The 14,944-nt window shown below is 73.6% G+C and carries 14 protein-coding genes; 7 read left to right on the top strand and 7 right to left on the bottom strand.

All coding sequences use genetic code 11. The annotated features are described in order from the left end of the window. Nucleotides 1–388: 388 nt before the first annotated feature. Genes AC1Q5D_RS01205 through AC1Q5D_RS01225 form a run of 5 tightly spaced genes read right to left on the bottom strand, consistent with a single transcriptional unit; the run spans nucleotide 389 to nucleotide 5,533 of the window. Nucleotides 389–1,981: an acyl-CoA synthetase gene (locus AC1Q5D_RS01205; RefSeq protein WP_481736729.1), complete on the bottom strand. Its 1,593-nt coding sequence runs from the start codon at nucleotides 1,979–1,981 to the stop codon at nucleotides 389–391. 46 nt (nucleotides 1,982–2,027) lie between these two features. Next, complete coding sequence (locus AC1Q5D_RS01210) at nucleotides 2,028–2,495, bottom strand: MaoC family dehydratase (RefSeq protein WP_481736730.1); 468 nt, start codon at nucleotides 2,493–2,495, stop codon at nucleotides 2,028–2,030. A gap of 29 nt (nucleotides 2,496–2,524) precedes the next feature. Beyond that, nucleotides 2,525–3,709 (bottom strand): acyl-CoA dehydrogenase family protein, encoded by a 1,185-nt coding sequence (locus AC1Q5D_RS01215; protein ID WP_481736731.1) that lies wholly within the window; start codon nucleotides 3,707–3,709, stop codon nucleotides 2,525–2,527. Then, nucleotides 3,706–4,599, bottom strand: coding sequence for an amidohydrolase family protein (locus AC1Q5D_RS01220; protein ID WP_481736732.1), 894 nt, complete (start codon nucleotides 4,597–4,599; stop codon nucleotides 3,706–3,708). The genes AC1Q5D_RS01215 and AC1Q5D_RS01220 overlap by 4 nt, the downstream gene beginning before the upstream one ends. A gap of 10 nt (nucleotides 4,600–4,609) precedes the next feature. After that, nucleotides 4,610–5,533 (bottom strand): SDR family NAD(P)-dependent oxidoreductase, encoded by a 924-nt coding sequence (locus tag AC1Q5D_RS01225; protein WP_481736733.1) that lies wholly within the window; start codon nucleotides 5,531–5,533, stop codon nucleotides 4,610–4,612. Nucleotides 5,534–5,672: 139 nt separating this feature from the next. On the opposite strand from AC1Q5D_RS01225, the gene AC1Q5D_RS01230 reads away from it, so the two are divergent. From AC1Q5D_RS01230 to pcaC, 7 genes are all read left to right on the top strand, one after another. Further along, entirely contained in the window at nucleotides 5,673–6,131 is a 459-nt protein-coding gene (locus AC1Q5D_RS01230; RefSeq protein WP_481736734.1) for a MarR family winged helix-turn-helix transcriptional regulator, read from the top strand. 126 nt (nucleotides 6,132–6,257) lie between these two features. Beyond that, entirely contained in the window at nucleotides 6,258–7,445 is a 1,188-nt protein-coding gene (locus AC1Q5D_RS01235) for a 4-hydroxybenzoate 3-monooxygenase (protein WP_481736735.1), read from the top strand. Between the two features lie 40 nt (nucleotides 7,446–7,485). Next, entirely contained in the window at nucleotides 7,486–8,307 is an 822-nt protein-coding gene (gene pcaH / locus AC1Q5D_RS01240; protein ID WP_481736736.1) for a protocatechuate 3,4-dioxygenase subunit beta, read from the top strand. Beyond that, complete coding sequence (gene pcaG, locus AC1Q5D_RS01245; RefSeq protein WP_481736737.1) at nucleotides 8,308–8,889, top strand: protocatechuate 3,4-dioxygenase subunit alpha; 582 nt, start codon at nucleotides 8,308–8,310, stop codon at nucleotides 8,887–8,889. 130 nt (nucleotides 8,890–9,019) lie between these two features. After that, nucleotides 9,020–10,450, top strand: a complete 1,431-nt coding sequence (locus AC1Q5D_RS01250; RefSeq protein WP_481736738.1) for a lyase family protein — start codon at nucleotides 9,020–9,022, stop codon at nucleotides 10,448–10,450. Continuing rightward, on the top strand, nucleotides 10,447–11,256 hold the full coding sequence (locus AC1Q5D_RS01255) for an alpha/beta fold hydrolase (protein ID WP_481736739.1): 810 nt from the start codon (nucleotides 10,447–10,449) through the stop codon (nucleotides 11,254–11,256). The genes AC1Q5D_RS01250 and AC1Q5D_RS01255 overlap by 4 nt, the downstream gene beginning before the upstream one ends. A gap of 76 nt (nucleotides 11,257–11,332) precedes the next feature. Then, nucleotides 11,333–11,737 carry a 4-carboxymuconolactone decarboxylase gene (gene pcaC, locus AC1Q5D_RS01260; protein WP_481736740.1) on the top strand — a complete coding sequence of 135 codons (405 nt, stop codon included), beginning with the start codon at nucleotides 11,333–11,335 and terminating at the stop codon, nucleotides 11,735–11,737. On the opposite strand, the gene AC1Q5D_RS01265 is transcribed toward pcaC, so the two are convergent. Together AC1Q5D_RS01265 and AC1Q5D_RS01270 are read right to left on the bottom strand one after the other, a co-directional pair. After that, entirely contained in the window at nucleotides 11,734–12,924 is a 1,191-nt protein-coding gene (locus AC1Q5D_RS01265; RefSeq protein WP_481736741.1) for an MFS transporter, read from the bottom strand. The genes pcaC and AC1Q5D_RS01265 overlap by 4 nt on opposite strands. Before the next feature lie 30 nt (nucleotides 12,925–12,954). Then, nucleotides 12,955–14,751 (bottom strand): FMN-binding glutamate synthase family protein, encoded by a 1,797-nt coding sequence (locus AC1Q5D_RS01270; RefSeq protein WP_481736742.1) that lies wholly within the window; start codon nucleotides 14,749–14,751, stop codon nucleotides 12,955–12,957. Nucleotides 14,752–14,944 lie beyond the last annotated feature (193 nt).

Raw genomic sequence — 14,944 nt, forward strand, 5'->3', positions numbered from 1 at the left:
AGCGCTGGCGCCGAGTAGCGCTGGGGCCAAACAGCTCCGGCGCCAGGGAACCGGGACCGGCCCATCGGCCGACGCGCAGCCCACGCCGGCCCGGGTGTCCCGGTCGCAGCAGGAGGGGCGGGGTCCGCACGCGCGGGCCTCGCCCCTCCAGCCTGTCCACCACCAACCACGTGTCCCGGCCGGTCGGGCGCGCGTCGGCCCCGAAGCTTCGCCCGCCCCTCCCGCGGACCGGCCCGCGACGTCATGGTTCCGGCGCAATGTCATGGTTCCGGCGCGATATCACCCGTAATAGCCCATGACATCGCGGCCAAGGGGTGACGTCGCGGCGAAAGGGTGACGTCGCGACGACAGGGTGGCCGGGCCGGCGCGTGCGGGCCCGGCGGGAGCCCTACGCCGGCGCCCCGTGGGTCTTGCGCAGGTCGGCCTTGCGGATCTTGCCGCTGGCCGTGCGCGGGAAGTCGTCCACGAACTCGACGGTCTTCGGGATCTTGTACCGGGCGAGCCGCCCGTCCAGGTGGGCCAGCACCGCGGCCTCGTCCACGCGGGCACCCTCCACGGCGACGACCAGGGCCTTCGGGACCTCGCCCCACTTCTCGTCCGGGACCCCGATCACGGCGACGGCCGCCACGTCCGGCAGCTCCATGATCGCCTGCTCCACCTGGGCCGGGTAGATGTTTTCGCCGCCGGAGATGATCATGTCCTTGAGCCGGTCGGAGATGAACAGGAAGCCGTCGTCGTCGAGGTAGCCCATGTCCCCGGAGCGGAACCAGTCGCCGTCCGCGAAGGACGAGGCGGTCGCGTCCGGGCGGTTCCAGTACTCGCGGATAACGTTCGGGCCCTGGATCTGGATCTCCCCGACCTCCCCGGGCGGCAGCGCTCCCCCGAGCGGGTCGGCGATCCGCACGTCCGTGAAGAAGTGCGGCAGCCCGGCGGACCCCGCCTTCGGCCGCGAGTGCCGCGGCGAGAGCGACGTGGCCCCCGGAGCGGTCTCGGTCATGCCGTACCCGCCGGAGAAGGACAGGCCGCGCTCCTCGTACGCGTCGAGCACACGCGTCGGGACCGGCGAGCCGCCGCACGTGAGCATCCGCAGCGAGGACAGGTCCGTGCGCGCCCAGTCGGGGTGCTCGGCCAGCATCTGGAACGTCGTGGGCACCCCGGACAGGCTCGTGACGCCGTGCCGCTCGACGGCCGCGAGCACCGCGGCCGGCTCGAAGCGGGACTGCAGCACCAGGTGCCCGCCCTTGAGCAGCACGGGCAGCGCGCCCATGCCCAGGGACGCCACGTGGAACAGCGGCGCGATCATCAGGGCCACGGCGTCGGAGGTGACGTCGTAGTCCACGAGCACGTTCAGGCTGTTCCACGTCAGGTTCCCGTGGGTGAGCAGCGCGCCCTTCGGGTTCCCCGTGGTCCCGGACGTGTAGAGGATGACGGCCGGGTCCTCCGAGGCCACGGGCTCGTCGCGGGCCACCGGTGCGCCCGCGGCCAGCGCCTCCTCGTACGGTTCGACGACGGCGGCGCCGCCGTCGTCCCCTCCAGCGACCGCGGGGCCCGCCGCGTCCGCGGCGGGGGCGCGACCGGCCGCCTCGGGCGCGACGACGAGGCGGCGCGCGACGGCCGTGCCCCGGGACCCGGCGGCGGCCAGCGCCTCCAGCTCGGCCGCTCCGACGAGCAGCACGGAGCCGGAGTCGGCCAGCGCGAACGCGACCTCGGCGGGGGCCAGCCGCGTGTTCAGGGGGACGAAGACCGCGCCGAGCAGCCCGCACGCGAAGAGCGTCTCGAGGAACGCCGGGTGGTTGTTGCCCAGGTAGGCGACGCGGTCGCCGCGGCCGATCCCGCGGTCGGCCAGCGCGGAGGCCAGCCGGTCGATGCGCTCGGCGTACGCGTCGTACGTGTACTCCAGGCCCGCGCCGGTCACGGCCGGCAGGCCGGCGGACTTCACGCGGCGGCGGTGGACCCAGGGCCCGATGCCACGGTTCTTCACGGGGTGCTCCTTCGGTGCTGGGGCGCCGGGCGGCGCGGGCGGTGGGCTAGGCGTAGAAGCGGTACAGGCCGCGGGAGACGACGGCGGGCTTCTCCGAGCCCTCGACCTCCACGGTCTGGTCGACGGCGATCTGGTACCCGCCCTTGACCTCGGCGACCTCGGCGATGACGGCCTTCATGCGGATGTGCTTGCCCACGTGCACGGGGGCGGGGAAGCGGACCTTCTCGAGGCCGTAGTTGACCTTGGTCTTCACGCCCTCGACGTCGAACATCTCGGTCCAGAACGCGATCTGCAGGCTCAGGGTGAGGTAGCCGTGCGCGATCGGGCCCCCGAACGGGCCCTCCTTGGCCTTCTCGGGGTCGGTGTGGATCCACTGGTGGTCGTCGGCGGCGTCGGCGAACGTGTCCACCTGGTCCTGCGTGACGGTGCGCCAGGCGCTGTAGCCGAGGTCGGTGCCGGCGGCGTCGGCGAGCTGGTCGTAGGAGATGGTGGTGGCGGTGGTGGCCTGCGACATGGTGGTTCCTTTCGGTGGGTGGTGCGGGGTCAGCGGGTGAAGGCGGCCAGGCCGGTGACGGCGCGGCCGACGACGAGGGCGTTGATCTCGTCGGTGCCCTCGTAGGAGTAGACGGCCTCGGCGTCGGCGTGGAAGCGCGCGACGTCGGTGTCCAGGGTGATGCCGTTGCCGCCGGCGACCTCGCGGGCCAGGGCGGCGGTCTCGCGCAGCGCGCGGGCGGTGAACAGCTTGGCCAGGGCCGAGTTCTCGTCCCTGTACGTGCCCTCGGCCTGCTGTTGGGTGAGGCGGACGACGACGCCGAGGCTCGCCGTGACGTTGGCCAGCATGGTCGCGAGCTTCTCCTGGACGAGCTGGAACCCGGCGACGGGTCGGCCGAACTGCTCGCGCTGCTGCACGTAGCGCAGGGCGGCCTCGTAGGCCCCGGCGGACGCGCCGGCGGCGATCCAGGCCACGTCGGAGCGCATGTTGCGCAGGCACGCGGCGACGTCGGCGAAGGAGTCGATGTTCCGCAGCCGCGCCGACGCCGGCACGCGGACGCCGTCCAGGTCGATGTCCGCGTTCTGCATGATCCGCAGGCTGGTCTTGCGCCCGATCTTGGTCATCGACAGGCCGGGGGAATCCGTGGGGACGAGGAAGCACTTGACCTGCCCGTCCGCCTCGTCGCGGGCGAAGACGGCCAGGACGTCCACCTGCGTGGCGCCGCCGATCCACCGCTTGGCCCCGTCGATGACCCAGGCGCCGCCGTCGGGCCCCTCCTCGAACCGGGCCCGCGTCGCCAGGCCGCGCGCGATGTCCGAGCCGTGGTCCGGCTCGGTCAGCGCGAACACGCCGGTGAGCGCGAACGAGCGGACGAGCGGGTCCAGCTCCGCGGCCTGGGCCGCGTCGCCGCCGAGGTTGACGGTGGTGCGGAACAGGCCCGACTGCGCGTTGTACATGGTGGCGATGGAGGCGTCGCAGCGCGCGAGCTCGAAGTTGCGGAATCCGGCGTAGAGGGCGGAGGGCTCCGCGCCGCCCAGCTCCCGCGGCCGCATCAGGTCCAGCGCGACGAGCCGGTCCATGACGCCGTCGGGGAACTCGCCGCGCTCCCAGTGGTCGGCGAGCACGGGCCGCACGTGGTCGTCCAGGACGGCGCGCAGCCGGCCCAGGGCGGCGAGCTCGCCGTCGGGAAGGAGCGTCGAGAACCCGTACTGGTCCGACGGGTAGAACGCGGTCACCGGTCCCCCAGGCCGAGCAGCGCGACGGCGTTGTCCTTGAGGATGCGCGGGCGCACCTCGTCCTTCAGCGGCAGGTCCGCGAACGCGGCGAGCCACTTCTCCGGGGTGATCAGCGGGAAGTCCGTCCCGAAGAGGACCTTGCGGGAGAGCACGTTGTTGGACAGGCGGACCAGGGACTCCGGGAAGTACTTCGGGCTCCACCCGGACAGGTCGATGTAGACGTTGGCCTTGTGGGTGGCGATCGAATTGGCCTCCTCCTGCCACGGCACCGACGGGTGGGCCATGATGATCGGCAGCCCGGGGAAGTCGGCGGCGACGTCGTCCAGCAGCAGCGGGTTGGAGTAGCGCAGCTTGATGCCGCGCCCGCCCGGCAGGCCGGCCCCCATACCGTTCTGGCCCGTGTGGAACACGCACGGCAGGCCGAGCTCCTCGAGCAGCCCCCACAGCGGGTAGTGCGCGGCGTCCGAGGGGTCGAAGCCCTGCAGCGACGGGTGGAACTTGAACCCCCGCACGCCCAGCTCCTCGGCCTGCCGGCGGGCCTCCGCCAGGGCCGCGTCCCCCGTGCGCGGGTCCACACTGCCGAACGGGATCAGCGTGTCCCGGTTCCGCTGCGCCCCGGCCACGAGGTCGTCGATCGAGTTCGGCTCGTGGCCCAGGGCGGTGCGGGCGTCGACCGTGAACACGACGGCGGCCATGCCCGCGTCCCGGTACACCTCGGCGATCCGGTCCAGGGACGGGGTCCGCTCCTCGGCCTTGAAGTACTTCGCGGAGGCGTCGAACAGGTCCTGCGGCATGGCCTTGTGGCCGCAGTCGTCCACCTCGAGGTGGACGTGCATGTCGACCGCGGTCACGGCCGCGGGGTCGACGCCGCACTCGTAGCGCACGCTCATGCCGGCCGCCCTACTTCGCCGGCTCGGGCTGCAGCTCGGCGGGCAGCTCGGGGAAGCGCTCGCCAACGGACTGGAGCCGGTCCGCGAACGGGAACCCGGCGCGCAGGGTCTCGTAGTCCCACCCACCGTCGTGGAACGCCGACTCGATGGCCTCCGGGTGGCTCCACAGCTGCAGGCGGTCGCCGCCGGCGCCGATCGCCTGGCCGGTGATGCCGGCGGCCTCGTCCGAGGCGAGGAACGCGATGAGCCCCGCGACGTCGTCCGCGGTGCCGAAGCCGAGCTCCCGGCGGAAGAAGTCCGGCATGGCCTCGCCGCGGTCCTCGGCCTCGACGGCCTTCTGGAAGAACGGGATGGTCCTGGTCATGGCGGTGGCCGCGACGGGGATGACGACGTTGGCGGTGACGCCGGCCTTCTTCATCTCGATCGCCCAGGTCCGGACCATGCCGGCGATCCCGGCCTTGGCGGCGGCGTAGTTCGTCTGCCCGAAGTTGCCGCGCTGCCCGGTCGGGGAGCCGATGGCGACGATCCGGCCGGCCACGCCGTGCTCCTTGAAGTGCGCGTAGGCCTCGCGGACGCACGTGAACGTGCCGCGCAGGTGGACGTTGATGACCGCGTCGAAGTCGTCGTCCGTCATCTTCAGCAGCGACTTGTCCCGCAGCACGCCGGCGTTGGTGACGAGGATGTCCAGCCCGCCGAACGCGTCGACGGCGCCGGCCACGAGGGCCTTGGCGGCCTCCGTGGTGCCCACGGGGACGACGACGGCGGCGGCCCGGCCGCCGGCGGCCTCGATCGAGGCGACCGCCTCGGCGGCGACGGCCCCGTCGACGTCGTTGACGACGACGTTGGCGCCGCGGCGGGCCAGTTCCTGGGCGTAGGCCAGGCCGAGCCCGCGGCCGGAGCCGGTGACGATGGCGGTCTTTCCTGCAAGCGACATGGCTTGTTCCTTCCGTGCGGGCCGGCCGCTGCCGGCCCGGTGTGTCGTGGACCTCTTCCCGGACTCCATCTGAAACGATATTCTTGAGAAAGTCAACGATTGATTTTCCATTCGATCTCCACCGACCCGAGGGAGCGCCATGGCCCCGACCCCCAGCCCCGGCCCCGACCGACTGCGCGCCTCCGGGCTGGCCAGGGAGACCAACTTCCTCGTCGCCCGGCTGCGTTCGCGCGGCTCGGCGGACGCCAACGCGCGGCTCGAGCCGCTGGGCCTGAAGGTCCGCTCGTACTCGGTGCTGGCCCTGGCCTGCAGCGGGCTGGGGCCGACGCAGCGCGAGTTGGCGGAGTTCCTCTCCCTCGACCCGAGCCAGATCGTCGCGCTGGTCGACGGCCTGCAGAAGCGCGGCCTCGTCGACCGCGAGCCGGACCCGGCGGACCGCCGCTCCAAGCTCGTCGTCGCGACCGGGGACGGCCGCGCGCTCTACGACGAGGCCCGCGCGGCCACCGGCGACGCCGAGGAGGCGACGCTCGACGGGCTCGAGGCCGGCGAGCGCCGCACGCTGTTGGACCTGCTCGCCAAGGTCGCCTTCCGCGGTTAGCGCCACCTTGTCCCATTGATTGGGACTTGCTTGGCGGCCGGTGTGCTCCCCGGCACAGACTGGAGGGGATCCCGACGGCGCCGCCCCCGCGGCCGCGCCGCCCCTGCCCCGAAGGAGCCACCCAGCATGGCCGTTTCCACCACCGAGAAGACCCAGGTCGCCATCGTCGGCGGCGGCCCCGCCGGCCTGATGCTCTCGCACCTGCTGGCGCAGGCCGGCATCGAGAACATCGTGGTCGAGTCCCGCGACCACGACACGATCCACAACACGCACCGCGCGGGCATCCTCGAGGCGGGCTCCGTCAGGATGCTGACCGAGACCGGGGTCGACGGCCGCGTCCTGCCCCACGGCGACGAGCACGCGGGCATCGACCTGCGCTTCAACGGCGAGTCCCACCCCCTGGACTTCCGCGACCTCGTCGACGCCACCGTGACCCTGTACGCCCAGAACGAGGTCTTCCTCGACCTGGCCGCCGCCCGGCGCCGCGACGGCGGGGACGTCCGCTTCGAGTGCTCGGTGACCTGGATCGGCGACCTGGAGACGGATACCCCGAAGCTGCGCTACACCGACGCCGCGGGCGCGGAGCACGAGATCCACGCCGACCTGCTGGTGGGCGCCGACGGCTCCCGCAGCTTCTGCCGCCGCGCCGTCCCCGGCGAGCGGGACTACAAGACCGAGTACCCGTTCGCGTGGTTCGGCATCCTCACGGAGGCCCCCAAGAGCGCCCCCGAGCTCATCTACGCGAACTCCCCGCACGGCTTCGCGCTGATCTCCCAGCGCTCGGACACGGTCCAGCGCATGTACTTCCAGTGCGACCCGGGGGAGAACGTGGACGACTGGAGCGAGGACCGGATCTGGTCCGAGCTGCAGCGCCGCGTCGACGGCCCGGACGGCTTCGAGCTCAAGACCGGCCCGATCTTCGACAAGACGGTCCTGGCGTTCCGCTCGTTCGTCCGGGAGCCGCTCAGCCACGGCCGCCTGTATCTGGCCGGCGACGCCGGGCACACCGTCCCCCCGACGGGCGCGAAGGGGCTCAACCTGGCCTTCGCCGACGTCAAGGTCCTCTTCGAGGCCATCGACTCGTTCTACTCCACGAAGGACACGGCACTGCTGGACGGGTACTCCGACCTGGCCCTGAAGCGGGTCTGGAAGGCCCAGAACTTCTCCTACTGGATGACGTCGATGCTGCACACGCCCGTCGGCGCGGACCCGTTCTCCCTCAAGCGCGCCCTCGGCGAGCTCGAGACCGTCACCAGCTCCCGCTACGGCCAGCAGTACCTGGCCGAGTCCTACACCGGCTGGCCCCACGCCTAGCCCGGCCCACCCCGCCACCACCCACCGAAAGGAGCGCTTCGTGAGCACGGACACCACCACCGGCGAGGCCTTCGAGAACAGCCACGCGCTGGATCCCGCCGCCACGGCGGACTCCCAGCAGCGGATCTCCGCGGAGATCGCCTCCATCCACGAGGCGTACCGGGCCTCCGGGACGGAGGAGACGCAGCCGCGCGTGGACTTCGCGCCCTACCGCTCCTCGCTGCTGCGCCACCCCACCAAGAGCCTGCACCACGCCGACCCGGAGACCATCGAGCTGTTCAGCCCGGCCTTCGGCGAGCGCGACGTCCACCCCCTCGAGGCCGACCTGACCATCCAGCACCACGGCGAGCCGGTCGGCGAGCGCATCGTCGTCGCCGGCCGCGTCCTGGACGGCGACGGCCGCCCCGTGGCGGGCCAGCTGATCGAGGTGTGGCAGGCGAACGCCGCCGGGCGCTACGTGCACAAGCGCGACCAGCACCCGGCCCCGATCGACCCGAACTTCACGGGCGTCGGCCGCGCCATCACCGGCCCGAACGGCGAGTACCGCTTCACCACCATCAAGCCGGCCCCGTACCCGTGGAAGAACCACCACAACGCGTGGCGCCCGGCCCACATCCACTTCTCCCTGTTCGGCACGGACTTCACCCAGCGCATGATCACCCAGATGTACTTCCCGGGCGACCCGCTGTTCGCGCTGGACCCGATCTACCAGTCGATCACCGACCAGAAGGCCCGCGACCGCCTCGTCGCGGCCTACGACCACGACCTGACCAGCCACGAGTGGAACACCGGCTACCACTGGGACATCGTCCTGACCGGCAGCAACCGCACGTGGATGGAGAACGGCGAGGAGGAGCACTAGATGTCCGCCGCACCCGAGATGAAGCTCGTCCCCACGCCCGGGCAGACGATCGGCCCGTTCTACGGCTACGCGCTGCCGTTCGAGAGGGGCCACGAGCTGGTCCCCCAGGCCCACCCGAACGCCGTGCGCCTGCACGGCACGGTGTACGACGGCGACGGCTCCCCCGTCCCGGACTCGCTGCTGGAGATCTGGCAGGCCGACGAGCACGGCAACGTCGTCTCCCGGGACGGCTCCCTGGTCCGCGACGGGTACACGTTCACCGGCTGGGGGCGCGTGGCCGTGGACAACGTCGGCCACTACACGTTCACGACGGTCAACCCGGGCCCGACGGAGCAGGGCAAGGCGCCGTTCATCATGCTCGTCGTGTTCGCCCGCGGCCTGCTGAACCGCCTGTTCACCCGCATCTACCTGCCGGAGGACGCCGCGGCCCTGGCCGACGACCCGCTGCTGGCCTCCCTTCCGGAGGACCGGCGCCGTACGCTCGTCGCCACGCGCGAGGAGGACGGCGGCCTCCGCTTCGACGTCCACCTGCAGGGCGACGGGGAGACCGTGTTCCTCGACTACCCCCGCAGCGGCTCCTAGCCGCCGCGCCGCCGCCAGGGTGCGGCCCGTCCGCGGGCCGCACCCTGGCGCGCGCCGGGCGTCCTGCGGGCCCGGCGCGGACCGGGACGCCGCCGTCGTCCACCTCCCCCACTCCCGATAGGCTGACCCCATGACCACCACCGACGCCGGGCTGCTCTCCCCCGCCTGGGCCGGCACCCCCGTCGCCGCGGCCGCCTCCGACACCGCGTTCCTGCAGGCGATGCTGGACACCGAGGCCGCGTGGGTGGCCGTCCTGGCGGACGCCGGGCTCGCGTCGCAGGCCGACGCCGACGCCCTGGACGCCGCCGCCGACGCGGGCCTGTACGACCTGGCCTCCATCGCCGCCCGCGGACGCGACGGGGGCAACGCCCTGATCCCGCTGCTCGCGGACCTGCGCGCGGAGCTGCGCAAGGACGACGGCGGCGCGTCCGCCGCCGCGGCCGTCCACCGCGGCGCGACCAGCCAGGACATCATCGACACGGCGCTCGCGCTCGTCGCCGCCCGGGCCGGGGCGACGATCGCCGCCGACCTGCGCCGCGCCGCCGCCGGGCTGGACGCCCTGGCCGCCCGGCACACCGGCACCGTGTGCGTGGCCCGCTCCCTGACCCAGCACGCGCTGCCGACGGTCTTCGGGCTCCGCGCCGCGAACTGGCTCGCGGGCGCCGCCGCCGCGGGACGCCGCCTCGACGCCGCCCTGGCCGCCCTCCCGCTGCAGTGGGGCGGGGCCGCCGGAACGCAGGCCGCGCTGGAGGACTTCCTGGACCGACGCGCCGCGGACGCCGACGCGCCGGCCGGAGTGGACGCCGCCTGGACGGCGGCGGACCTGACCGCGGCCCTGGCGGGGCGGCTCGGCCTCGCCGACCCCGGCGCCCCCTGGCACACGGCCCGGCAGCCGTTCACCGGCCTGGGCGCGGCGCTCGCGGACGTCTGCGCCGCCGGGGGCAAGGTGGCCGCCGACGTGCTCGTGCTCTCGCGGCCGGAGCTGGGCGAGGTCGCCGAGCCGCAGGCCGAGGGGAAGGGCGGCTCCTCCGCGATGCCGCAGAAGCGCAACCCCGTCCTCTCCGTCCTGCTGCGCGACGCCGCCCTCGAGGCGCCGCGCCACGCGGCCCAGCTGTTCCTGGCCGCGGGCACCGCCGTCGACGAGCGGCCGGACGGCGCCTGGCACAGCGAATGGGCCGCGCTGCGCGAGCTGCTGCGCCTGGCCGGGGGCACCGCCCAGACCCTGGCCGAGCTCGCCGCGGGACTCACCGTGGACGCGGCCGCGATGGCCCGCAACGCCTCGCTCTCCGGCGACCTGCTGGTCAGCGAGCGCATCATGGCGGCCGCCGCCCCGCTGCTGGACGGCGGCAAGCCGGCCCTGCAGGCGCTGGTCCGCGAGTCGCTGGAGACCGGAACGCGCCTGCGGACGCTGCTGCGGCAGGCCGTGCCCGCGGACCGCCTGTCCGACGCCGACCTGGACGCGCTGCTCGACCCGGCGGGCTACCTCGGCCGGGCGCACGCCTTCATCGAGACCATCCGCGCCGACGCCGGCGCCTGGACCCAGACCGGGAGGACCCCATGACCCAGCTCCAGCTGATCCCCACCCTGCTCTCCGGCGCCGAGAGCGCCAACAAGCCGACCCTGGTCGTCGGCCCCTCGCTCGGCACGGGAGTGGCCGCCCTGTGGGGGCCCGCGGTGCCGTACCTGGACGACGCGTACCAGGTCATCGGGTGGGACCTGCCCGGGCACGGGGTCGGGACCCCGTCCACGGACGACTTCACGATGTCGGAGCTGGCCGACGGCGTCGCCGCCGTCGTCGCCCGCCTCAAGGCGGACGGCACCATCGACGCCGGCCAGCCCGTCTACTACGCGGGCGTGTCCATCGCGGGCGCGACGGCGCTGCAGCTCGGCGTGGACCACCCGGGCCTGTTCGACGCCCTGGCCGTGATCTGCTCGGCCGCGAAGATCGGCACCCCCGAGGCGTGGCGCGAGCGCGGCGAGCTGGTCGCCCAGGCCGGGACCCCGACCATGGTCGAGGGCTCGGCCCAACGCTGGTTCGCGCCCGGCTTCATCGAGTCCCACGCCCAGATCTCCACGAACCTGCTGCACACCCTCCAGGACGCGGACCGGTTCTCCTACGCGCACGCGTGCTCCGCCCTGGCCGGGTACGACGTGCGGGACCGGCTCTCCGGGATCACCGACCCGGTGCTGGCCATCGCCGGCGCCCACGACGTCGTCTGCCCGCCGGCGGACGCCGAGGCCGTCGCCGCGGCCGTGCCGAACGGCCGCGCCGCCGTCGTCGAGGACGCCGCGCACCTGGCCCCCGCCGAGGACCCGCGCGAGACCAGCCGCCTGCTGCTCGAGTTCTTCGGCGCCCTGGTCAAGTAGCCCCGGGCGGCCCGTCAGGGCCCGCCCCCAGCCCCCGCCCCGGCGGCGCGCCGCCACCACCTTCAGGAGCCCCACCATGCCCGACGCCCAGCGCCTGCCCGGCGACCCGTACGACGCCGGCCTCGCCGTCCGCCGCGAGGTCCTCTCCGACGCGCACGTGGAGCGCGCCACCGCGAACTCCACCGCGTTCACGCAGGAGTTCCAGGAGATGATCACCCGCTATGCGTGGGGCACGATCTGGACCCGGGAGGGGCTGCCGCGCACCACCCGCAGCGCCATCACGCTGACCGCCATGATCGCGGGCGGGTACTGGGAGGAGCTGGAGATGCACGTCCACGCGGCCCTGCGCAACGGCATGACCCCGGACGAGATCAAGGAGGTCTTCCTCCAGTCGGCGATCTACTGCTCGGTGCCCGCCGCGAACGTGGCGTTCAAGATCGGCCAGAAGGTCCTCGCCGAGTACGGGGACCTGGACGGCTAGCGACTGCGGTCCATGCCGCGCAGTGGCCCGGCCGCCGCGACCGTGACCGCGGCCAGCGCCGCCCCGAGCGCGACGAAGACCCCGCCCGCGCCGACGACGGCCGCGGTCAGGCCCACGCCCGCGGGCACGACCACCTGCCCCAGCCGCGTCCCGGTCAGCCGCAGGGCCATCCACGTCGCCCGCGTCCCGGGGGCGGCCGCCAGGGAGACCACGGTCATCGACAGCGGCTGCCCCACCCCCAGGGTCAGGCCGGCGGCGACCATCAGCCCGGCCACCACCGCGAGCGGGGCCGGCACCGCGAGCAGGGCCAGCAGGGCGGCGGACGCCGCCGTCGAACCCACGATCAGCGTCCCGCGCCCGGCCCACGCGACGAGCCGGTCGAGGAAAGCCCGGGAGGCGACCGTCGCGAGGGCGCGCAGGGCCAGCAGCACGCCGACGGCCGCGACCGGGATCCCGCGCTCGACGGCCAGGGCCGGCAGGTAGACCTGGAGCAGGTCGATCGCGCACAGCACCATCATGCTCAGCCCGATCGACGAGAGCAGGATCCCGCGGGTGCGGCGCGGAACGGCCAAGGCGCCGCGGAGGCTGCCCGGGGCCCCGCCCGCGGCGGCCCGGGCCGTGGCGAACGTCCCCGCGACGACCCACGCCGTCGTCCCCGCCACCGCCGCCGACGCCACCAGGTAGGCGACCAGCAGGACCGACGTGTCCGGCCGGACCGCGCCGCCGCCGAGCAGGCCCAGGAGCAGCGGGGCCGCGGCCTGCCCGAGCGCCGTGAGCATGGTGTAGACGCCGAACGTGCGGTCGAGCCGGTCGGCCCGCAGGGACGCGAGCCGGGACTGCTCGCCCAGCAGGCTCATCAGGTGCCCGATGCCCAGCAGGGCGTTCCACGCCAGCAGCGCCGGGAGCGACGGCGTGGCCCACAGCAGGCCCGCCCCGGCCACGAGCAGCAGCCCGGCCCCGGCCACGAGGACGTGGGGCTCCCGGCCCGCGTCGGAGAGCCGGCCCAGCCACACGGCCAGCAGCACGGGCAGGACGGAGAAGCTGGCGACGACCAGCCCGAGCAGCGCCGGGTCCGCGCCGAGGTCCAAGGCCATGTAGGAGGTGGTCGGGCGGACGACGTACACGCCGATCTGGAGGCAGACGGCGTGGGCGAGCAGGGCGGGGAAGCGGGGCGCGGGCGGGGTCATCGGACACCATTCTGCCCCGCGCGCCGGGAGCTACGACGCTCCGGGGCGGCCCTCCGGCCGGGTGACGGAGCCGGCCACGCGCGGCGTCTTGATGTGCGAGCCGTCCTTGGGCTCGATCCTGCTGGGCGTGGCGACCAGGTCGGGGCGGGTGCCGTCCTCGTCGCGGTAGGCCGACGGCGCCGGGCCGTGCTCCGGGACGGCGTGGGCCTCCATGTCGTGCGCCTCCATCCACGGGATGGGGGCGTGCTCGCCGAAGTGGTCCGCGTCGGCCTCCGCCCAGTCCAGCTTCCAGCCCCGCGGCGGCTCCTGCAGCAGCTCCCCGGGCCGCAGCCAGTTGTACAGGGCGGCGTAGCTGCGCGTGGTCAGGTGGTCCACGCGGCGGCGGAGCATCCGCGGGTTCAGCTCCTCGGGCCCGACGATGCCCATGGAGGCCATGATCTGCTCGGCCTCCTGCACGGTGAGCTTCTGGTAGTTGTGCACGCGGTTGCCCTTGTCGTCCACGTTCAGGGCGCGGATCCGCCGCGGGTCCTGGGTGGCCACGCCGACCGGGCACTCGTTGGTGTGGCACACCTGCGCCTGGATGCAGCCGGTGGCCATCATCATGCCCCGGGCGCTCATGGTGAAGTCGGCCCCCTGGATGAGCCGCTTGACGATGTCGCTTCCGGTGGCGATCTTGCCGGCGGCTCCGAGCTTGATCCGTTCCCGCAGCCCGCAGCCGGTCAGGGCGTTGTGCATCAGCATGAGCCCCTCGGTCAGCGGCGTGCCGACGTGGTCCTCGTACTCGAGCGGGGCGGCGCCGGTGCCGCCTTCGGAGCCATCGATGATGATGAAGTCGGGCGTGACCCCGGTGTCCAGCATGGCCTTGCACATGGCCAGGACGTCCGTGCGGGACCCGACGCAGAACTTGTAGCCCACCGGCTTGCCCCCGGACAGCTCGCGCAGGCGGGCGACGAAGCGCATCAGCTCCCGCGGCGTGCCGAACTCGGAGTGGGACGCCGGCGAGACGCAGTCGACCCCCATCGGGACCTCGCGCGCCTCGGCGATCTCCGCGGTGACCTTCGTGGCGGGCAGGACGCCGCCGAGGCCGGGCTTGGCGCCCTGGCTGAGCTTGATGGTGATGCCCTTGACGACCTCCAGGGCCGCCTTCTCGGCGAACCGCTCGGGGTTGAAGTGCCCGGTCTCGTCGCGGCAGCCGAAGTACCCCGAGCCGATCTCCCAGAACAGGTCCGCCCCGTACTCGAGGTGGTACTTGGTCAGGCCGCCCTCGCCGGTCTCGTGGACGAACCCGCCCAGGGCCGCGCCCTTGTTCATGGCCAGGACCGCGTTCTTGGACAGCGAGCCAAAGCTCATCGAGGACACGTTCAGCAGCGGCATGTCGTACGGCCGCGCGCAGTCCGGCCCGCCGACGCGCACCCGCAGCGGCTCCTCCGGGGGAGGGACGGGGGCCGTGGAGTGGAGCAGGAACTCGTAGCCGATCTGGTTGATGTCCCGCTCCGTGCCGAACGCCTTATGGCTGTCGACGCCCTTGGCCCGCGCGTAGATCAGGGAGCGGGTGTCGCGGTCGAACGGCCGGCCGTCGAAGTTCCGCTCCACGAAGTACTGCTGGATCTCCGGCCGGATCGACTCCAGCAGGTACCGCATGTGGCCCAGCACGGGGTAGTTGCGCAGGATCGAATGCTGCGTCTGGACCAGGTCGTAGATCCCGACGGCGAGCAGCGCGAGCAGCACCGCGGCGAGGGCCCACCAGCCGGCGGATCCGAGGCTGGCGGCCACGATCGTGGCGAACGCGAGCAGGGACAGGAGCGCGATGACGAGGAACCGGGCCATGCGGCCACCTTAGGCACGCGGGGGCCGCGGGGAAAGAAAGCGGGGGACGCCGGCGCCGGGGGCGCCGCGGGCGCCGGCGCGGAACGCCAGGGCGGTCCACCGGGGCGCGGTGCGCCGCTCGCCCGACGAGTGATTGACGAAAACCAATGGGTGCGGCCATACTAGACTTCCGGCGGGCTTTCCCCGGCCCGAC

It is taken from the genome of Arthrobacter paludis (assembly GCF_056782315.1).